This window comes from Bradyrhizobium sp. 6(2017) (assembly GCF_011058295.2).
In the GTDB taxonomy this organism is placed as follows: domain Bacteria; phylum Pseudomonadota; class Alphaproteobacteria; order Rhizobiales; family Xanthobacteraceae; genus Bradyrhizobium; species Bradyrhizobium septentrionale.
This window is the reverse complement of record NZ_CP049289.2, coordinates 2,203,933-2,219,281: the sequence shown is the minus strand read 5'-3', so window position 1 is coordinate 2,219,281 and position 15,349 is coordinate 2,203,933. Positions and strand designations below refer to the sequence as shown.

At 60.4% G+C, this 15,349-nt stretch carries 6 protein-coding genes and 3 pseudogenes; 4 read left to right on the top strand and 5 right to left on the bottom strand.

The genetic code is table 11. The features are described 5' to 3' along the window. Positions 1-58: 58 nt before the first annotated feature. From hypF to G6P99_RS10520, 4 genes and pseudogenes are all read right to left on the bottom strand, one after another. Positions 59-2,291, bottom strand: a pseudogene (gene hypF, locus G6P99_RS10535) (carbamoyltransferase HypF); the annotation flags it as partial. Further along, positions 2,288-3,241: a hydrogenase nickel incorporation protein HypB gene (gene hypB / locus G6P99_RS10530; RefSeq protein ID WP_029084746.1), complete on the bottom strand. Its 954-nt coding sequence runs from the start codon at positions 3,239-3,241 to the stop codon at positions 2,288-2,290. The gene hypB and the pseudogene hypF, both read right to left, overlap by 4 nt. After that, positions 3,241-3,582: a hydrogenase maturation nickel metallochaperone HypA gene (gene hypA, locus G6P99_RS10525; RefSeq protein WP_029084745.1), complete on the bottom strand. Its 342-nt coding sequence runs from the start codon at positions 3,580-3,582 to the stop codon at positions 3,241-3,243. The genes hypB and hypA overlap by 1 nt, the downstream gene beginning before the upstream one ends. Continuing rightward, entirely contained in the window at positions 3,575-4,669 is a 1,095-nt protein-coding gene (locus G6P99_RS10520) for a hypothetical protein (RefSeq protein WP_165128091.1), read from the bottom strand. Before G6P99_RS10520 ends, hypA begins: the two co-directional genes overlap by 8 nt. A gap of 565 nt (positions 4,670-5,234) precedes the next feature. On the opposite strand from G6P99_RS10520, the gene G6P99_RS10515 reads away from it, so the two are divergent. The 3 genes and pseudogenes from G6P99_RS10515 to G6P99_RS10505 all read left to right on the top strand — a co-directional run. Next, positions 5,235-6,011 carry a hypothetical protein gene (locus tag G6P99_RS10515; protein ID WP_165128089.1) on the top strand — a complete coding sequence of 259 codons (777 nt, stop codon included), beginning with the start codon at positions 5,235-5,237 and terminating at the stop codon, positions 6,009-6,011. 7 nt (positions 6,012-6,018) lie between these two features. After that, on the top strand, positions 6,019-6,717 hold the full coding sequence (locus tag G6P99_RS10510) for a hypothetical protein (RefSeq protein WP_165128087.1): 699 nt from the start codon (positions 6,019-6,021) through the stop codon (positions 6,715-6,717). A 521-nt stretch (positions 6,718-7,238) separates the two neighbouring features. After that, positions 7,239-8,449, top strand: a pseudogene (locus G6P99_RS10505) (IS1380 family transposase); the annotation flags it as partial. Positions 8,450-8,528: 79 nt separating this feature from the next. Here the strand turns inward: G6P99_RS10505 and G6P99_RS10495 are convergent. Then, positions 8,529-13,577 (bottom strand): Ulp1 family isopeptidase, encoded by a 5,049-nt coding sequence (locus tag G6P99_RS10495; RefSeq protein WP_246709490.1) that lies wholly within the window; start codon positions 13,575-13,577, stop codon positions 8,529-8,531. A gap of 546 nt (positions 13,578-14,123) precedes the next feature. Here G6P99_RS10495 and G6P99_RS10490 point away from each other — a divergent pair. Next, positions 14,124-15,334, top strand: a pseudogene (locus G6P99_RS10490) (IS1380 family transposase); the annotation flags it as partial. Positions 15,335-15,349 lie beyond the last annotated feature (15 nt).

Below are 15,349 nucleotides of genomic sequence, written 5' to 3'. Positions count from 1 at the left end.
TTGCGATCTTAGCCGGGACCGAAAGACACATATCAGACTGTTCCTTCCAGGGCTGACGCTGTTCAGCAATCCGCAGGGCGGCAATCCACGCCTGGCCAAGGCTCAAACCGCCATCATTGGGAGGTACCTGCCCTGGCATCAGCGGGGTGAGACCGGCGCTGCTGCACCCGCGCGTAATTTGGTCAGCCAGCACCGCGTTCAAAAAGCAGCCGCCGCTTAGGACGACGGTATTGACGCCGGTTGTTCGCGCAAAGCGCGTGACCCAGTCAATGCAAGCGGCGGCGAGAGTGCCATGAAACAGCCCCGCTCCGTCCGTGGCGCCTACGTTGTCTGTAATCAAGTGCTCAAAAAGCGGACGAAGCGACAGCACGCCGCCATCCATCGTCCAGCCGGCATCGAGAATCTCAGTCCGCCGCACCAGCGCCTCGAGCTTCATTGCGGCCTCGCCCTCATAGCTCTGCAAACTCGCAATGCCCAGCAGCGCCGCCGCCGCATCAAACAACCGGCCCGCGCTGGTTGTGATGGTCCCGCCCTGCTGATTTAGCAATGCGCGCACGCGCTCAGACTGGCGTTGCGCTGCAAAGCGATGGCCGATTTCGGTTCCCCTGCCAAGCAACTGCAACATTGCGCTCGCCATGCGCCACGGCTCGCGCGCAGCACGATCTCCACCAGGCATTTGCAGAGGAGCGAAATGTCCGATGCGCCGACACCTCGTTCCTTCGCACAACAACAGCTCGCCACCCCAGTTTCCGCCGTCCGAGCCAAAGCCATGGCCGTCGAGCACCAGGGCAAGCGTAGGTCCCGCATGACCGTGCTCAGCGATGACGGCGGCAGCATGCGCGTGGTGATGCTGGACAGCGACCAGCGCGCGGCCGCTTGCCTCCGCAAAGCGCGTGGACGCCATATTGGGATGCAGATCATGGGCGATGATGGCAGGTTCGACGTCAAGAATCGATGTGAGATGACGAATCGTCTCTTCAAACACACGAATGCTTTCGGCCGTATCGAGATCGCCAATATGCTGGGAGACGAACGCTTCGTTGTTCCGCGTGACGGTGATGGTCGACTTCAACGCACCGCCAACAGCGAGTACGGACGGCACAGATCTCGCAAGCCGGATCGGTTTCTGGAACATAGCCACGGGCGCGACGAATGCGTTGGGGGCGGCCCGCCACAACCGACACGACGGAGTCATCCGCACGCGTTAGGATCTCGCGATCATGGGTCACGACAAGGTCGGCGATTCCCTCAAGCCGCCGCAGCGCCTGCGCGTTGTCGATCAGCAGCGGTTCGCCACAAAGATTGGCACTGGTGGCAACGATGACGGGGCCAGTCCCCACAAGCGATACTCCGGTCGAACGAAGCACCTGAAAGATGAGGTGATGCAGCGGGGCCGCGGGCAGCATGACACCTACCCGCGATAAGCCGGGAGCTATCGCGGGTGCTAAATTATGGCGCGAACGTAGAAGGACGACGGGACGAGCTAAGGATTCGAGTAGCGCGAACTCGGGCTCATTCGCTTCCGCGATCTCATTGACCCGCTCTATGGAACCGACCATGACCGCGAATGGCTTCTCAAGACGCCGCTTTCTGCCGCGCAAACGCTGCACCGCGCCCTGGTTGCGCGCGTCGCAAAGCAGCTGGTATCCGCCCAGCCCCTTTATCGCCACGGTTTGGCCCTCGACGATTGCCGCGACAATAGCGTTGATTCCATGGCTGAGCCGTGGGCCGCATGTCGGACACGCGATCGCCTCCGCATGGAACCTGCGACTCGCCGGATCGAGATATTCGCTGACGCAGGCGGCACACAGCCTAAAGGCCTTCATGACCGTGTTTCGGCGATCGTAGGGAAGCTGTTCGGAGATGGTATAGCGCGGGCCGCAATGCGAGCAACTAATGAAGGGATAACGGTAATGGCGACTTTTCGGATCGAACAACTCACTGATGCACTGCTGGCAGGTCGCGGCATCGGCGACGATCCGCGTTGACGACTTGCCACCTTCGCTGGTGCCGATCGAAAAGTCTTTCGCCGCGAGCGCTCCGGTCTCCTGAACGCAGATGTGGTCGATGCATGCCAGTGGTGGTGCTTCAAGCGGCAAAGCGGCGACAAACTCCGACGCACGGTTACCCTCCACCTCGATCGTAACGCCCTCTGGATCATTGACGACAAACCCCGCCAATCCGTACCGCGTGGCCAGGCCATAGACGTAAGGACGAAATCCGACCCCTTGCACGGCTCCGCTCACGCGCACGCGTAGCCGAGTTTGGCCGCAGGTGGGGGCGGCGCTCATCGCCTTGTGTCCCTCTCGGCGAGTCTCTGATGCGCCTGATTGTCGATCCAGGCATAGAGCGCGCCGAAACCCTCGCCAGTACGCGCCGAGACCGTGAGCACTTCGATCCTTGAATTGACGCACCTTGCATACTCGATGGTCTTGCTCACATCGAACTCAAGGAATGATGTCAAATCAATCTTGTTAATCAGCATGAGCGACGAAGCGGCAAACATATCCGGATATTTGAGCGGCTTGTCTTCACCTTCGGGGGTCGATAGCATCACGATCTTGCAGGCTTCGCCTAGGTCGAAGGCTGCGGGACAGACCAGATTACCGACGTTCTCGATGAAGAGAATACCGCGCGTGAGCCGCGGCAAGCGGCGGTAGGCCTCGCCGATCATTGAAGCATCGAGGTGGCACCCCCTGCCGGTATTGACTTGAACAACCGGCACGCCAGCCGCGCGAACGCGTTCGGCATCATTCGAGGTCTGTTGGTCGCCTTCGATGACCCCGATCGGGCGAGTGCGCTTGAGCTCGGACACGGCGCGGACGAGCAGCGACGTTTTGCCTGCACCGGGACTGGACACAAGATTAAACGCCAGCAGGTCATCGGCCACGAAGAGCGCGCGATTATCCGCCGCGATCCTATCGTTCTTGCCAAGTATGTCGCGTCCGACCTGAATGACCCGCTCGCGGTTCGTGTCCGCTACCTTCAAGGTAGCCGCACCGGCCCCGCAGCTCTGAATGGCCTGCCCATCATGAGCCTGCGGATGGCCAGGATGATGATGGCGAGCATGTTCTTGGCGAGCATGGTAGGAATGCAGCAAGCTTTGATCACCATGCACATGGGCGCCGTGGCGATCACCGTCCTGCACACGAGCATGATAGCGCCAGTGGTCTTGCGCATCATGAACTTCGACGCGTCCGGTCGAATACATTCCTTCACTGCAACCGCATACGGTACACATCAATTGACCTCCAGCTCTTTCACGCGCATCTGTTCGCCTGCCGTTATCTGCAACTGATAACTGCCGCAGTAAGGACAACACTCAGCGCGCAGAGCAATTTCGACACTCTTCGAACAGGCCATGCACCAGGCCATGCCAGGCACTTCGATGATTTTAAGAACCGCGCCGTCGGCGACGGTCCGTGTTGCGACAGCTGTGAAGCAGAACTTAATAGCTTCGGGCGCGACATGGCTCAGGGCCCCGATCTCCAGACAGATGCTCCGCACCTGCGAAATCGATCGGCGACGCGCCTCCTCCTCGACAATTTCGATGATGCCCAGACAAAGCGCCATTTCATGCATCGCCAACCTCGCGAAAATTGAGCGTGAACCCGGCGCAAGGATCGAGCGATGCAATCACCGCACGAACCCCTTCCTGATGTGGTCTCGCCGTCAGCACCGCGCCCCGAAGGCCCCGGACAAGTGGTCCGCACCGATGGAAATTCCATTCCGTCGGCGCTAGGAATTCGAAGCGGGATATCCGGCCCCGAGGATCAAGCTCAACCGCGTGATAGAGGCGCCCCCTGGCGCATTCGACTGCTGCCGCTGCACGGCCAGGACCTAGCCTGTAGCTTTCGATGATCCCATGTTCCGCCGACTCGAGATGAGCACCAGCCTCGAGCCAAGCGCACAGCCGAACCATCTCCGTAATTCTGGCCATCAGCCGCTCAACCGCAGCCGGCCGGCCCGGCGGAAGCCGATCACGCGTCATTTGGCGCGCCAACGGCCCCGTTTCGGGCGCATGCCCCTCGAGATCCGGACAACAGCAGAACGTGTCGTCGTCCGCGAGTAGCCGTTCAACGATATTGCGGTCGTCGGCAACGGACAGGAACGAGTGCTCGATCGAAATTGACTTCAAGTCGACCTCATCAAGCTCTGCAATGCGAAGCGCGAACGGGCTGCCGGACTTCAGCGCGCCAGCCTCTCTCGTTATGCCGAGCGCGGCCATCGCGGCCCCAATTCGCGCTATTGCTTCGCGTCGAGCAGGGCCGCGGATTGGCTGTTCGCTGCCGATAAACACTGATATTCCGTGCATCACGGATCGAACCGCTGCCGCACTGCCGACGTTCGGCGTAAGATGACCGACAAAGAGGCCACGCAGCAATTCCGCGATACGCTCGGCAACGACCAAGGTAATACGATGCTGCTTTGTCGCGAGGATGATCTCTTCTTCGCGCGCCGCCTCGATCGCGGCCAGTAAGGCAGATTGCTGCGCAGCGGCACATAGCGCGAAGAGCCGCGGCAGCCCCTCAAGCACCGACGAGGCCTGTTTGCCGGCGAACAGCCACGCCAGCGGCGGCCGGGCTCGGGGCACGATCTCGACTGCGGCGATTACGTCGGCAGCAATCGATACGGTGACATCAATCTTGTTGCGGGAGGCGAGGCTCATGGGCGGCGCTCCTCCATCATCTCACGCGACAAATTAGGGCGCTCAGCTGCGGACCCGTTAAATGAGGCGGTCCTTATAGAGAATGGCCCCAGCAACCTTGGGGCCTGTAGGGGCAGGCGGTTGCTGGGGCCATCTACCAGCCCGTTTGGTGCGGGCGGGCTAGGTAGTCAGATGAACAAAGCAAATGCAGCAAGGGCGACCGGGCAAATTCCCAGCACGACAATGCCGATGCGAAAGAAAATCTCTGGCATAGAGCAATCCTCCGGTGCTTGCTAAATCAGCACACGGCTCAGCTCTCGTCTGAGCAAAATTGCTCACTTCCTCTTGCAGAGGGGCGCTCGACTACATCGTCAGGATGAAAACTAAGATCAGCACGGAAAGTGCAATTGTGGCGCAACCGGCTATCGTTATCCCGTCCCATTTCATGCCGTGAACGCTGAAGGCGTTGCCGCGCCGCTCGTTGATCTACTAGGCCCACGGACAGCCTGCACCTGCTTTGCTAAAAAATCCATCCCCTCCCTTCCAGGGAGGAATTGCGTTCGCCTGCCCGTTGGGGTTGAGTCCGATGGGAGGCCGCAATGGGGCAAAGAAGATTCGAAAAGCGCGGTTTCTGGCGCTTCATCCGCGCTGCTGTTTTTGCGGGGGCAACGAGCGTACGGCTGACATTGATCACCAGCCGGCTCGCGCCTTGTTTAACGGTCGGGTTGGTCCGGAAGATTTCGAATTTCCTGCCTGTGCCGCGTGCAATCAGAGCAGCCGCCATCATGAGAATGCCATGGCCGTTCTGGTTAGGCTGCGCGACACGCGAGATGACCTCGAAGTTTACCAAGAGGATCTACGGAAATATTTAACCTCGATGGGCAACAACTTCCCAAGCCTGGTGCGCCCGATGACCAGCAACGAGAAGCGCTCGTTTCTGAAAGATGAAGGTGTCCAAAGACCGCCAGGGTATGTGCTCAGCGACCTGAAGATGGTTACTGGCAGCGACTTTGCCATTGACGCCATTGAGAACGTCTTCAGGAAATTGTTAGTCGCCTTGCACTACAAGCATTCTGGCAGGATCGCGGCTGCGGGAGCAGCAGTGACTCTTGTCTGGTTTACGAATGCCTATGCTGACCGGGCGAAAGAAATCGAGCAGTTCATCTCGGCGTTAATGGCCGAGGAATCGTCAAAAGAGGCAATCAAGATCTCTCTGATCAGTTCATATACAAATATGGCGTTGACCACGCGGAGGAGTTCTCAGCCTTCGCTTTTGCGTTTCGAAACTCGCTCATTGCAATGGGTTCTGTCTGGAGCAGCAGCGAGGCCGTCGCTAAGGTCGAAAACCTGGGATCAAATATAGATGCAACATGCGCGCTATTCTCATGGCAGAGGCATCATCTCCACTGCGGGTTCAATCGCGCAAGGGCTTAGAACATGATGCAGGGCGAGACGGATGGATAGAACAGATCTTCTCCATGGCAATCACTGGCTATAAGCTAAGTCAGATCGTCGAGCATGCCTTTAAGAATATCACGCTTGTCATTTTCAACTATGACCGGTGCATCGAGCATTATCTCTTCTGGTCACTTCGGCGACTTGAGGTCACGTTACCCGATGCACAAGCTGCGATAGAGAATCTGAACATCATTCGGCCTTATGGAGGGCTAGGACCAATATTTCGGGATTCAGGAAGCAATCTCGTCTTCGGCGCGGCGCCGCAAAACAACTTATGGGGTCAAATTGATAGAATTCGTACTCTCACCGACAATGAGGTGATGCATGACCCGCAAAAGTTTTCTGCAGCGTGGGAAGCTGCTCAGCTGGTGATTTATCTTGGGTTTGGATTTCATCCACAGAACATGAGCCTACTGGCAAACCACAGTTTACAGCAGCGACGCGCCGTTAAAGTGCTCGCCACTACGGTCGGCATGCCTCCGTCTTCAGAGCTACGGACATCCCTCGCTAACGTCGCGATGACGACTGAACCAAAGGTCGAATTGCACGATATGACAGCCTCAAAGCTTTTGTCCGATCTTCGTTGGAGAATTAACTCGTTCGTCGGGTAAAGCGTGCAAGAAGGCACGCGTTTGCCGTCCGGCCCGGTCAGCAGATTCCCATGTCCTGATACTCGAGCGGCCGATTGAAGTTGCTGTTACTCACCACCGGGGCCCCCACCAGGCTCCGAGAACGTCAGCGCCACTGCGTCACCCTCGTCCGGGCTCGGCATCCCGCGCTTGCGCATGTCATCCTTGCTCTCGAGCATCAGGCGGCCGTCGCTGGTACTCGCGCTTGAAGTAATCGCCTCGATCTGCGCAGATATTGCATCAAGGAGATCTGGCCTCCTCGATCCGTCACAATCCGACTATCGATCAGCTTGTAGTGGAAAAGCGGCACAGGACTGGCGCTGCAATTCCGGTGCCGACCTAGCCTGCAAAGCCTGGAGAGTCCGAGAGTCCCCGACCTAGCCCGTCTTATTCGTCAGAGGGCGCCTGAGAGGCTGGCGAGCGTGGTGTAAAGCGCTAATGCGGCGTAGGATTCGGTTGCAAAGCCAACCCCATCACCTTCAGCCGCGAACACCAGGCCCGCCATGACCGATGATACGATTCTGCCCTTCTCGTTTCCAGCCGTTCACGCCAGGAAAGTCACAGCTGCCTTCGATGGCGGTCGGCTGACCTCGAACGGGGGCGTGATGCTTCTGGCGATGGCCGAGCGGCGTCTCGGCTTGGCCGACAATTTGGCCCGGGTGTTCCCGGATCGGCGCGATCCGACGCGGGTCGTGCACAGCCTTGTCGATATGTTCCGCGCGCGCATGTTCGCGATCTGCTGCGGCTACGAGGACGCCGACGACCTCGATCATCTGCGGTCCGATCCCGCATTCAAGCTGGCCTGCGGACGGCTGCCGGAGACGGGTCGCGATCTGTGTTCCCAACCGACGCTGTCGCGGCTGGAGAATGCTCCGCGCCTGCGCGACGTGATCCGACTGACCTACACTTTGGTCGACGCATGGATGGATAGCTACCCGCGCGAGCCGGCATCCGTCACGCTTGACATCGATGATACCTGCGATGTCGTCCACGGCCATCAGCAGCTCTCGCTGTTCAACGCTCATTATGACGAACGCTGCTTCCTGCCGATCCACGTCTACGACACGGAGAAGAGCCGGCCCGTGGCGGTCGTGCTGCGGCCCGGCAAGACGCCGGGCGGCGTCGAGGTGCGTGCCCATCTGCGCCGCCTGATACGGCATATCCGGACGCGGTGGCACAACACGCGAATTACGTTCCGTGGCGACGGGCGCTATGCTCGGCCGGAGGCAATGGCGTGGTGCGAGACCAACGGCATCGACTACATCTTCGGTCTGTCCGGCACCAAGCCGCTCGCCAGAAAAGTCGACGAGGCCGCCGACGACATCCGCACGCGACGCGCCATCGAGAACCTGCCGGTTCTGCGTGGCTATACCGAGACGCGCCACAAGGCAAAGTCCTGGGATCGCGAACGACGACCGTCGCCCGTATTGAGGCGACGATGCTCGGCCTCGACATCCGTTTCGTCGTCACCAGCCTCGATGTCGGCTCGGCCGAGTGGATCTACGACAGCCTGTATTGCGCGCGCGGCCAAGCCGAGAATCTGATCAAGCTGCATAAGACACAGCTCGCCTCCGATCGCACCAGCTGCCGTTCGGCGCTCGCCAATCAAGTCCGCCTCGTTCTCCACACCGCCGCTTATTGGCTGATGCTGACCGTGCGCGACGCGATTCCCAAAGCCCGGGAATTGGCCACAGCCGAGTTCGCGACGCTGCGCTGGTTCCGGTCCTTCGTGCCCGGGGGCCCAGGCCGTCGGCGTGAGCCGCTCCAGCCTGAGCTATCCGCCCATGGCGACATCAGCCCCTGAGTCGGTTCTGCAGTGCCTGCCGATTGGCAACGAGGTTGCTGAGGTTCAGCAGGTCTGGTTCCCGTCCTTGCTCCAATTGCCTAACCAGCGCCCGCGTGCCGTCCACCACGAAGACGCCGCAATCATACCCGTTCCGCTGCCGGGCCATGCCGGCTGGCTCCAGGCGGAGGTCCAGCCGACCTGCGAGATGTTCTGCATCCTTGTGGTTGAGTCCCCCGTAGGAATCGTAGTGATAGGCGACCGGCCGCCCCCGGTCTCTGCGATCAACGAACAGCAGCGACCAATGGTTGCCGAGGCTATTAGGATCTTGAGGATCGGCATTAATCACGGGCAGGAACAGGAAGTCGGCTGTATCGTTACCATTATCATCATCGACGATGCGCTGGAATTCGGTTCGCACGAAGCCATCGTCGTTAGAGCGCAGATAATTTAGGACGATGAGGGGATTCACGAACCGCGTCCGGGCGGCGAGATCCGGATGGTTCCTCTGCAAATCCTGCTCCTGGAGCCGGTAATCCCTGTCGATATGCTCGTCGCCCAGCCATTCCGTGTCCTCGAGCATCAGCCCGCGGCCGTGGGACGAGGCTGTCGGACCTAAAGCCCCGATCTGAGCATCAGCGGAGGTGCTCGGAAACGGCCGTACAGAATTAGCATCGTCGCGTGATTCGGACGGCGTGGCCGCAGTCAGATCAACCAATGGAAAACCACGGTAGGTGTCTGAGCGAGCCCCGGCAGCGGGCGCCGGCGCAAAGTGAGCATCGTCGCGCAACTCGGACGGCGTGGCCGCATCCAGATCAACAAAAGACTCAAGACCGCCGTAGGTGTCTGAGCGAGCCCTGGCAGAGGGCGCGGGCGCAAAGTGAGCATCGTCGCGTGATTCGGACGACGTGGGCGCATCCAGATCAACAAAAGACTCAAGACCGCCGTAGGTGTCTGAGCGAGCCCTGCTGGTTGATGGTGAGGCCGGTTCTTGCATCTGCCGCAGCGCCAGCTCCTCGCGCAACCACGCCAAAGCTTCATCATCCGAGAAGGCTGGCGCCGGAGAAAGCCCCTGCGGCGAGCCGGGCTGTCGAGCGCCCTGGTGATGACCCGGTACTGGCCCGGCAAACGGCGGCGGAAAGTCAGGCGCCGGGCTCCAAGCATTGTCACGCAACTCGAACGGTGCGGGCGGATTCGGATGAACCGCGGCCTCAAGACCGCCCTCGATGTCTGAAGGAGCCCTGGCAGCGGGCGCTGACGCTGCTTCCATCGGCCACATGCTCCAATCAAAGTTGAGCGGCATCTGCGGCGACCAGGTCGAGGTGGACCTGGCAGGTTCCTGCTCTCCAGCTTGGACTATCTCCTGCGCCTGCTCAGGGGGAACCCCGGACCACGGCGGGCCGTCTTCCACCATCAAACGCAGGTCCTGATCGTAACCTTCCGGGAGGACCAATGGCCGACTGACAGCTCCCTGCGGCGCGCTGTGCTGCGCAGCGGCGCCTCCGACGTACGTCGCGACCGCATGCGGCGCCGTGGCATCTTCGTGCCCGCTCGCCTGCATCATCGGCTGCGCCTGCCATGGCGATGCACCCTGTTGATGGGTGGGGGCCGCCGACGTCAGCAGGCGACCGCCTGAATTGGCGATCTCGCTCAGCTGCCGCTCGCTGGCAAGGCCGTGCAGATTGTCTAGGGTCCTCGGCCTCTTCGCTGGCCTCAACTCAGCTGTGTCATGCTCATCGTTGATGAGGACCTCCTCGCTTGGCAGGAGGTTGCTCCTGGCAAGTGCACCCATCGGCTCGTCCAGGAACTGCTGGCGGTCGTAGCCCCAGTTCAAGGGACGAATGGTCTCTCCGGGATCCGATGACTGGTCATGGCGCGCGGCTGGCTCGAGAGATGACGACGGGCCGGGTTCGTCCATCAGCCCCAAAAGCAAATCCTGATCGTAGCCTTCTGCAGGAAGCCGCTCCTTTGGCCAACTGCCCGCGTCCTGCGACGCGCTGTGCTGCGCAGCGGCGCCGCCGACGGGCATCGGCTCCATCAGTGCCGCGTCTTCGGGATCAGGAACGGGGGAAATATAGCGCTCGCGCTCCATCGCTTTAGCGCCGGCCTGCGATTTTCGGAGATCAGCCAGTGCGGCACCGATATTCCGATTACCCCCGACCACGGCGTCTTTCCTATAGCGCTTAACATCTTCATCCAACGTGTTGCCGGAAAGCCGACCAGCAATGCCCTTCTTGTTGTTTTCACGCAGGTAGTCACTGAAACTGCGAAGAACAGCTGCATACATCGTGCCGGTCCCTGTCGCTGCTTCGTTTTTGTACTCTTTGATCAGAGCCACGTCCTGGGGGTGAGGATTCAGCTCAGCGCGGCCTGTGATCGGCACGACTCCGCCCGTCGACTGGAAGGTCCGGAGATGGTCTATTGCCGGACGGAGTTTCCTGTGATGACCCTTTTCGATGGCCTCGCGCGCATCATCGGTCAGCGACTGGTCGTCGAGCCGAGCAGCAATCGGATCTTTGTTATTTGCGAAGAGCCAGCGGCCGAAGCGGCGAAGAGAATATATATAGCCGTGGGCGGTGGGATTGGCGACATTGCCCTTGATGAGGGCCTTCTCCAGCCCCGAAATAAGGCGAGCGTCCTCGGAATAAAGAGGCTGCTTGCTCCGCCCTTTCAAAACCCCAGCTGACTGAGCCGGCTGCAGCGCCGAGGCGGCCGGCATCGCTCCACCACCTCCACCTGAATTGGCGATCTCGCTCAGCTGCCGCTCGCTGGCAAGGCCGTGCAGATTGTCTAGGGTCCTCGGCCTCTTCGCTGGCCTCAACTCAGCTGTGTCATGCTCATCGTTGATGAGGACCTCCTCGCTTGGCAGGAGGTTGCTCCTGGCAAGTGCACCCATCGGCTCGTCCAGGAACTGCTGGCGGTCGTAGCCCCAGTTCAAGGGACGAATGGTCTCTCCGGGATCCGATGACTGGTCATGGCGCGCGGCTGGCTCGAGAGATGACGACGGGCCGGGTTCGTCCATCAGCTCCCAAAGCAAATCCTGATCGTAGCCTTCCGCAGGAAGCAGCTCCTTTGGCCAACTGCCCGCGTCCTGCGACGCGCTGTGCTGCGCAGCGGCGTCGCCGCCCTGCCTCGGCTCCATCAGTGCCGCGTCTTCGAGATCAGGAACGGGGAAAATATGGCGCTCGCGCTCCATCGCTTTAGCGCCGGCCTGCGATTCTCGGAGATCAGCCAGTGCGGCACCGATAGTCCGATTACCCCCGGCGTCCTTCCTATAGCGCTCAACATCTTCATCCAACGTGTTGCCGGAAAGCCGACCAGCAATGCCCTTCTTGTTGTTTTCACGCAGGTAGTCACTGAAACTGCGTAGAGAAACTGCATACGTCTTGCTGGTCCCTGTCGCTGCTTCGTTTTTGTACTCTTCGATGAGAGCCACGTCCTGGGGAGGAGGATTTAGGTCAGAGCGGCCTGTGATCGGCACGACTCCGCCCGTCGACTGGAAGGTCCGGAGATGGTCTATTGCCGGACGGAGTCTCCTGTTATGACCCTTTTCGATGGCCTCGCGCGCATCATCGGTCAGCGACTGGTCGTCGAGCCGAGCAGCAATCGGATCTTTGTTATTTGCGAAGAGCCAGCGGCCAAAGCTGCGAAGAGAACTTACATAGGCGTAGGCGGTTTGGTTGGCGGCGTTGCCATTGCGGAGGGCCTCCTCAAGCCCCGAAATAAGGCGAGCATCCTCGGAATAAAGAGGCTGCTTGCTCTGCCGCCCTATCAAAACCCCAGCTGACTGAGCCGGCTGCAGCGCCGAGGCGGCCGGCATTGCTCCACCACCTCCACCTGAATTGGCGATCTCGCTCAGCTGCCGCTCGCTGGCAAGGCCGTGCAGATTGTCTAGGGTCCTCGGCCTCTTCGCTGGCCTCAACTCAGCTGCGTCATGCTCATCGTTGATGAGGACCTCCTCGCTTGGCGGGAGGTTGCTCCTGGCAAGTGCACCCATCGGCTCGTCCAGGAACTGCTGGCGGTCGTAGCCCCAGTTCAAGGGATGAATGGACTCTCCGGGATCCGATGACTGGTCATGGCGCGCGGCTGGCTCGAGAGATGACGACGGGCCGGGTTCGTCCATCAGCTCCCAAAGCAAATCCTGATCGTAACCTTCCGGGAGGACCAATGGCTGACTGACAGCTCCCTGCGGCGCGCTGTGCTGCGCAGCGGCGTCGCCGACGCGCCACGGCTCCATCAGTGCCGCGTCTTCGGGATCAGGAACTGGGGAAATATGGCGCTCGAGCTCCATCGCTTTAGCGCCGGCCTGCGATTTTCGGAGATCAGCCAGTGCGGCACCGATATTCGGATCCCCACCGGCGTCCTTCCTATAGCGCTTAACATCTTCATCCAACGTGTTGCCGGAAAGCCGAGCAGCAATGCCCGGCTTGCTGCTTTTACGCAGGTAGTCACTGAAACTGCGAAGAACACTTGCATGCCTCTTGCCGGTCCCTGTCGCTGCTTCGTTTTTGTACTCTTTGATGAGAGCCACGTCCTGAGGGGGAGGATTTAGCTCAGAGCGGCCTGTGATCGGCACGACTCCGCCCGTCGACTGGAAGGTCCGGAGATGGTCTATTGCCGGACGGAGTCTCTTGTTATGACCCTTTTCGATGGCCTCGCGCGCATCATCGGTCAGCGACTGGTCGTCGAGCCGAGCAGCAATCGGATCTTTGTTATTTGCGAAGAGCCAGCGGCCAAAGCTGCGAAGAGAACTTACGTAGCCGTAGACGGTTTGGTTGGCGGCGTTGCCATTGCGGAGGGCCTCCTCAAGCCCCGAAATAAGGCGAGCGTCCTCGGAATAAAGAGGCTGCTTGCTCCGCCCTATCAAAACCCCCGTTGACTGAGCCGGCTGCAGCGCCGAGGCGGCCGGCATTGCTCCACCACCTCCATTTGAATTGGCGATCTCGCTCAGTTGCCGCTCAAAGGTCGCCGCATCTGCGGACGGCGCCGCGGGTGAACTCTCTTGCGGGCCCGTGCTGTCCGATTGTTCACGCACCCACTTGATCGAGGGGAAATCCATCCCTTCTCCCTTTCAAAATATGAACCTAGCCTTCGATCTGACATGCTGGGAATCAGCAACAAACCACCCTTTACAGCCCTCGACAGGTACGCACCGTGAGCATCGGCAGCCGATGTGCTTCCAGTGCGACCAACCCTGTTAAATGGGGAAGCTGTCGAGAAACTGATGACGACAACGTGCCGCGAGCATGGTGCATGACCTGCGCGCTTCGCCGTCAACAGCCGATAGACCGAAGATTCAGAGACAAAATACTGCTTCTCATCGGTGAGGCGTACGGCCAGCTTTCGCGGCGAGGACTATCTCCAGCCAACATCTTGACAGGATGCGCTGAACGCGCGAGTCAAAATCGAAACGCAACCAACTTTTGGTGCCTTACAATTCAGTATTAATCTTGAAACGCCTATTGCATCGGCGATGTCGTCTAGCCCGTCTTATTCGTCAGAGGGCGCCTGAGAGGCTGGCGAGCGTGGTGTAAAGCGCTGATGCGGCGTAGGATTCGGTTGCAAAGCCACCCCATCACCTTCAGCCGCGAACACCACGCCCGCCATGACCGATGATACGATTCTGCCCTTCTCGTTTCCAGCCGTTCACGCCAGGAAAGTCACAGCTGCCTTCGATGGCGGTCGGCTGACCTCGAACGGGGGCGTGATGCTTCTGGCGATGGCCGAGCGGCGTCTCGGCTTGGCCGACAATTTGGCCCGGGTGTTCCCGGATCGGCGCGATCCGACGCGGGTCGTGCACAGCCTTGTCGATATGTTCCGCGCGCGCATGTTCGCGATCTGCTGCGGCTACGAGGACGCCGACGACCCCGATCATCTGCGGTCCGATCCCGCATTCAAGCTGGCCTGCGGACGGCTGCCGGACACGGGTCGCGATCTGTGTTCCCAACCGACGCTGTCGCGGCTGGAGAATGCTCCGCGCCTGCGCGACGTGATCCGACTGACCTACACTTTGGTCGACGCATGGATGGATAGCTACCCGCGCGAGCCGGCATCCGTCACGCTTGACATCGATGATACCTGCGATGTCGTCCACGGCCATCAGCAGCTCTCGCTGTTCAACGCTCATTATGACGAACGCTGCTTCCTGCCGATCCACGTCTACGACACGGAGAAGAGCCGGCCCGTGGCGGTCGTGCTGCGGCCCGGCAAGACGCCGGGCGGCGTCGAGGTGCGTGCCCATCTGCGCCGCCTGATACGGCATATCCGGACGCGGTGGCACAACACGCGAATTACATTCCGTGGCGACAGGCGCTATGCTCGGCCGGAGGCAATGGCGTGGTGCGAGACCAACGGCATCGACTACATCTTCGGTCTGTCCGGCACCAAGCCGCTCGCCAGAAAAGTCGACGAGGCCGCCGACGACATCCGCACGCGACGCGCCATCGAGAACCTGCCGGTTCTGCGTGGCTATACCGAGACGCGCCACAAGGCAAAGTCCTGGGATCGCGAACGACGACCGTCGCCCGTATTGAGGCGACGATGCTCGGCCTCGACATCCGTTTCGTCGTCACCAGCCTCGATGTCGGCTCGGCCGAGTGGATCTACGACAGCCTGTATTGCGCGCGCGGCCAAGCCGAGAATCTGATCAAGCTGCATAAGACACAGCTCGCCTCCGATCGCACCAGCTGCCGTTCGGCGCTCGCCAATCAAGTCCGCCTCGTTCTCCACACCGCCGCTTATTGGCTGATGCTGACCGTGCGCGACGCGATTCCCAAAGCCCGGGAATTGGCCACAGCCGAGTTCGCGACGCTGCGCTGGTTCCGGTCCTTC

Coding starts and splice junctions, on each gene's coding strand:
- hypB (WP_029084746.1), bottom strand. CDS start 3,241: ATGTGTACCGTATGCGGTTGCAGTGAAGGAATGTATTCGACCGGACGC.
- hypA (WP_029084745.1), bottom strand. CDS start 3,582: ATGCATGAAATGGCGCTTTGTCTGGGCATCATCGAAATTGTCGAGGAG.
- G6P99_RS10520 (WP_165128091.1), bottom strand. CDS start 4,669: ATGAGCCTCGCCTCCCGCAACAAGATTGATGTCACCGTATCGATTGCT.
- G6P99_RS10495 (WP_246709490.1), bottom strand. CDS start 13,577: ATGGATTTCCCCTCGATCAAGTGGGTGCGTGAACAATCGGACAGCACG.
- G6P99_RS10515 (WP_165128089.1), top strand. CDS start 5,235: ATGGGAGGCCGCAATGGGGCAAAGAAGATTCGAAAAGCGCGGTTTCTG.
- G6P99_RS10510 (WP_165128087.1), top strand. CDS start 6,019: ATGCGCGCTATTCTCATGGCAGAGGCATCATCTCCACTGCGGGTTCAA.